The sequence below is a fragment of the Microbacterium sp. genome (assembly GCF_030149085.1).
In the GTDB taxonomy this organism is placed as follows: domain Bacteria; phylum Actinomycetota; class Actinomycetes; order Actinomycetales; family Microbacteriaceae; genus Microbacterium.
On record NZ_JASBSF010000117.1, the window covers coordinates 1 to 4,322 of the forward strand.

The 4,322-nt window shown below is 67.1% G+C and carries 3 protein-coding genes; 2 read left to right on the forward strand and 1 reads right to left on the reverse strand.

Annotated features, from left to right (window positions below):
* On the reverse strand, window positions 1-853 hold an 853-nt coding region (locus Q1V87_RS04830), incomplete at its 3' end, for a LysR family transcriptional regulator (protein WP_300591074.1).
* A 148-nt stretch (window positions 854-1,001) separates the two neighbouring features.
* Here Q1V87_RS04830 and Q1V87_RS04835 point away from each other — a divergent pair.
* Both Q1V87_RS04835 and Q1V87_RS04840 read left to right on the forward strand, forming a co-directional pair.
* Entirely contained in the window at window positions 1,002-2,372 is a 1,371-nt protein-coding gene (locus Q1V87_RS04835) for an aminomethyl transferase family protein (protein ID WP_300591075.1), read from the forward strand.
* Between the two features lie 333 nt (window positions 2,373-2,705).
* On the forward strand, window positions 2,706-4,322 hold a 1,617-nt coding region (locus Q1V87_RS04840), incomplete at its 3' end, for an ABC transporter ATP-binding protein (protein WP_300591076.1).

The following is a 4,322-nucleotide window of genomic DNA, read 5'->3' on the forward strand; positions in this document are numbered from 1 at the left end:
AGTCGAGCGCACCCGCGTGCTGCGGCGACCGCCGACGGTAAAGCTGAAGCTCAACCGGCCCGAGAGCGAAGGGCAAATCGCGGATGACCAACGGCCAGCTCCGCGACCATCCGACAGCGAGAGTCTCGGGAATCGTCGCGATGAGCGTCGTCGAGCGCGCGAGCAGGGGCGGAAGCGAGGCGATGTGTTGCACGCTGACGGCAGGCAGCTCGATAACACCGTGGCGAGCGTGGACGCCGGCCAACAGGCGCGCACTGGAGTCGCCCTCGACCCAGACGCGCCGCGCCATGCGATAGGACTCGAGACTCATCTCGGTGCCGGCAAGGGGGTTGTGCGCCGACATCACCACGCGGTACTCCTCGCGCTTGACCGTCTGCCGCTCGAATGCAGCGGGGAGTTCTGCCGGGGTGATGGCAAGGTCCACGGACCCGCGGGTGAGCAGCTCCTCGAGGTCTTCACCCCGTAGCGCCGTGACGGCCAAGCGAGCGCGGGGCGCTCCGAGGGCCATCGCCTCGCCGATCGCCGGAAGCCAGCCGATCTCACCGAGTTCCGACAGCGCGATACGGAAGGTGCGCTCTGAGGTCAGGGGGTCGAAGCCGGTCACTGCCGCAATGGTCCGATCGATCACTGACATACCCTCGTGGAGCTCGGGATAGATCGCGTCGGCAAGCGCTGTGGGACGCATCCCCTGCGCCGTTCGCTCGAACAGCGGATCTCCGAGTTCCCGGCGCAGCCGCGCGAGCGACTGACTGATCGCCGACTGCGTCACGAACAGTCGGCGCCCCGCCGCTGTCAGGCTGCCGGCCTCATAAATCGCAACGAACACCCGGGTGAGGTTCAGGTCAGTGAGCATGCGTACACCTCGATCGGTCCGACATCAGGACTGCTCATGAAGCTATTAGCAGAGCTCATCATGAAAGGGTATTTGATTCAGTCTTGCTTGGGATAGCGTCTCCTCGGGCGGGCGCGCACTGCGTCGAGCCCAGAACGAAGGAGTTCACATGACCGAGTCGTTGGCTGCCGCGATCGCCCGAGCGGGAAGCCCCGTGCAGCTTCTGCGCAATGCACAGGCGCGGCCCACGATCTTCCCCGTGACGGCCGAGTTCAGCAACTGGAGGTCGGAGCAGCACTCGTGGCGACAGACCGTGGCACTTCTTGACCAGTCCCACCACATGACCGACCTGTTCATCCGTGGTCGCGACGCCCGGCGCCTGCTGAGCGATCTCGGCGTCAACAGCTTCGCCCGCTTCGAGGTCGACAATGCGAAGCAGTTCATTGCAGTCAACGACGAGGGATACCTCATCGGCGACGCCATCCTCTTCTACCTGGGCGACGAAGAGTTCGACCTCGTCGGCCACCAGATGGTCATCGACTGGGTGCAGTTCCATGGTGAGACCGGCGACTACGAGGTCACCTTCGAGCGGGACGGCAACTCGATCGTGCGGTCGGGCAACCCCACGCTGTACCGGTACGAACTGCAGGGGCCGAACGCGCTGGAACTCATGGAGCGCGTCACCGGCGCGCCAGTCCCGCCCACCCGCTTCTTCCACATGGCGACGTTCACGATCGACGGCGTCACGGTGCGCTCGCTCCGCCACGGCATGGCCGGCCAGCCCGGCTTCGAACTCTTCGGCCCCTGGGAAGACGGCGAGCGCGTCAGGGAGGCCCTTCTGCGCGAAGGCGAGCCCCTCGGGCTCGTCCGCGTGGGCTCCAAGGCCTACTCGTCAGCCAACCTCGAGTCCGCGTGGGTTCCGTCTCCCCTGCCTGCGATCTTCACCGGGGCTCACGCCGAGCGTTACCTCGAATGGCTTCCTGCCACCAGCGCCGGGTCGCTCGCCGGAAGCCTGACCTCCGACCGGATTGAGGACTACTACGTCACCCCCTACGACCTGGGGTATGGCCGCAGCGTCGCGTTCGATCACGACTTTCTCGGTCGGGAGGCACTCGAGCGCATCGCGCAGGAGCCCACACGGGTCAAGGTAACGCTGATCTGGAACCCCGACGATGTCGCGGCGGCGCAGCGATCCCTGCTCGAGCCGGGGTTGCCGGCGAAGTACATCGACTTCCCGAAGGCGCGCTACGGCCTGTATCAGGTCGACCGAGTTCTCATCGACGGGCGCGACGTCGGTATTTCGCACGACGCCGGGTACATCACGAACGAGCAGGTGTTCGCTTCGCTGGCGAGTCTCGTTCCGGATGCCGCGGAGCCGGGCACGGAGGTCGTGGTGGTGTGGGGCGAGGACCCTAACTCCGCCAAGCCCGCTGTCGAGCCACACCGTCAGGTTGAGATCCGCGCGACGGTTGCTCCCGCACCGTATTCGTCGTACGCGCGCGAGAACTACCGTCGGGACACCTCAGCCGCATCCAGCTGACGGGCGGGAGGTCGTCGCCGCCGCGCTAAGCCACCCCGCGCGGCGGCGACGACGCGCGACGCCCCGGGTCGGGGTGTGTCTCGAGGTAGGCGAGCGAGCGGGGATCGCCTCGCGGATCTGCCTGGTGACGTCGGTGCTCGGGGCACCCTCGACTGACATCGTCGTCATCGACGTATCCTCCTCGACTCGACAATAGTGTTTGCAGCCCGGCTGTCGGCGATATCTTTCACGATCTCGGCGCGGATCCTCGCACAGTCCGTCTACCGTGGGGCGAGCGGGGTATCCAGCGCGGAGTACGGTCGTAGATAGCCCCTCCCCCGAATCGAGGTCTCGATGTCGCGCGCTGACACGCGTCCCGCCCGCCGTGGTCGTCGCACCCCCGAAGAAGGCCCGCGCGCGACTTTCCGCCAGCTGGTGCCCTTCCTTCTCGAGCATCGGAACGTGCTCATCGTGGTCGCGATCCTGAGCATCATCGGGGCAGTCGCCACCCTCGCCCAGCCCGTGCTGGTCGGCCAGGTGATCACCCGCGTTCAAGATCAAGTCCCGCTCGGATGGCTCGTGTGGGGAATCGTCGCGCTCGTTGTCGCGGCATCGCTCATCTCCGGGTTCCAGCACTACCTGCTGCAGCGCACCGGAACTGCCGTGGTCTACTCGAGCAGGCGACAGCTCGTGGCCCGCATCCTGCACCTTCCCATCCGGGAGTTCGATGCACGCCGCACGGGCGACCTCGTCTCCCGTGTCGGTACCGACACGACGCTGCTGTACGCGGTCCTCACGCAGGGACTCGCGGATGCCGTCGGCAACTCGCTCCTCTTTATCGGTGCCCTGGTCGCGATGGCGCTGATCGACCCACTTCTGCTGCTGGCCATCGTCGTCGTGATCGGCTTGTCGGTCACCGTGGTCGTGATCCTCAGCGGCAGGATCCGCCGCGCCACCGGCGAGCAACAGGAGAAGGTCGGCGAGTTGGCCTCCTCGGTGGAACGCGCCGTCAGCTCGATCCGAACCGTGCGCGCCGCAGGAGCCACCGAGCGCGAGGTTGCGGACATCACGCGTGTCGCGACGGAGGCCTACGGCGTCGGCGTGCGGATCGCGAAGGTCTCGGCGCTCGTCGTTCCTGTCGCGGGCATCGCCCTGCAGGTCTCACTGCTGGTCGTCCTGGGCGTCGGCGGATTCCGCGTGGCATCCGGCGCGATCGAGATCGCAAGCCTGGTCACCTTCATCATGTTCCTCTTCCTGCTCGTCGGCCCGCTCGGGAGCTTCTTCGGGGCCATCACCTCGGTGAACCAGGCTCTCGGTGCTCTCGGCCGCATCCAAGAGATCCTCAATCTCCCGGTTGAGGACGCCGACGACGCACGCCTCGCGGCATCCGTCACCGAATCCTCCCCCGTTCCGGTGTCACAGATGGCGGGCGTCGCGGCCTCAGACCCCGCATCCGTGACAACGGAACCGCGGGAGATCGCGATCGAGTTCCGGGATGTCTGGTTCAGATACCCCGAGGCCGTTGTCGCCGCACGCCGGAAAGCCGAGACCGAAGCGCGTGCCGTGCTCGAGAGCGCGCACGTCGACACGTCGGTGATCGCGCTCGCGGGCGACGGCGGCACGGATGCCGCTTCCAGTGAGCCGGCGCAGTCCGAGGCATCCGATCATGCCGGCGACGTGCTGCGCGGCGTCTCGTTCCACGTCCCTCGCGGGTCGCGCGTGGCGATCGTCGGCCCGTCGGGCGCCGGCAAGAGCACGACGCTCGCGCTCATCGAGCGGTTCTATGACCCGACCGGCGGCGCGATCCTGCTCGGTGGTGCTGACATCCGAACCCTTCCGCGCGAACAGCTGCGCGCACAGCTCGGCTATGTCGAGCAGGACGCGCCGACCCTCGCCGGAACGATCGCCCAGAACCTGCGCCTCGCCTCCCCCGAGGCGACGGATGCCGACTGCGAACGCGTTCTTGACGCG

Coding starts and splice junctions, on each gene's coding strand:
- Q1V87_RS04835 (WP_300591075.1), top strand. CDS start 1,002: ATGACCGAGTCGTTGGCTGCCGCGATCGCCCGAGCGGGAAGCCCCGTG.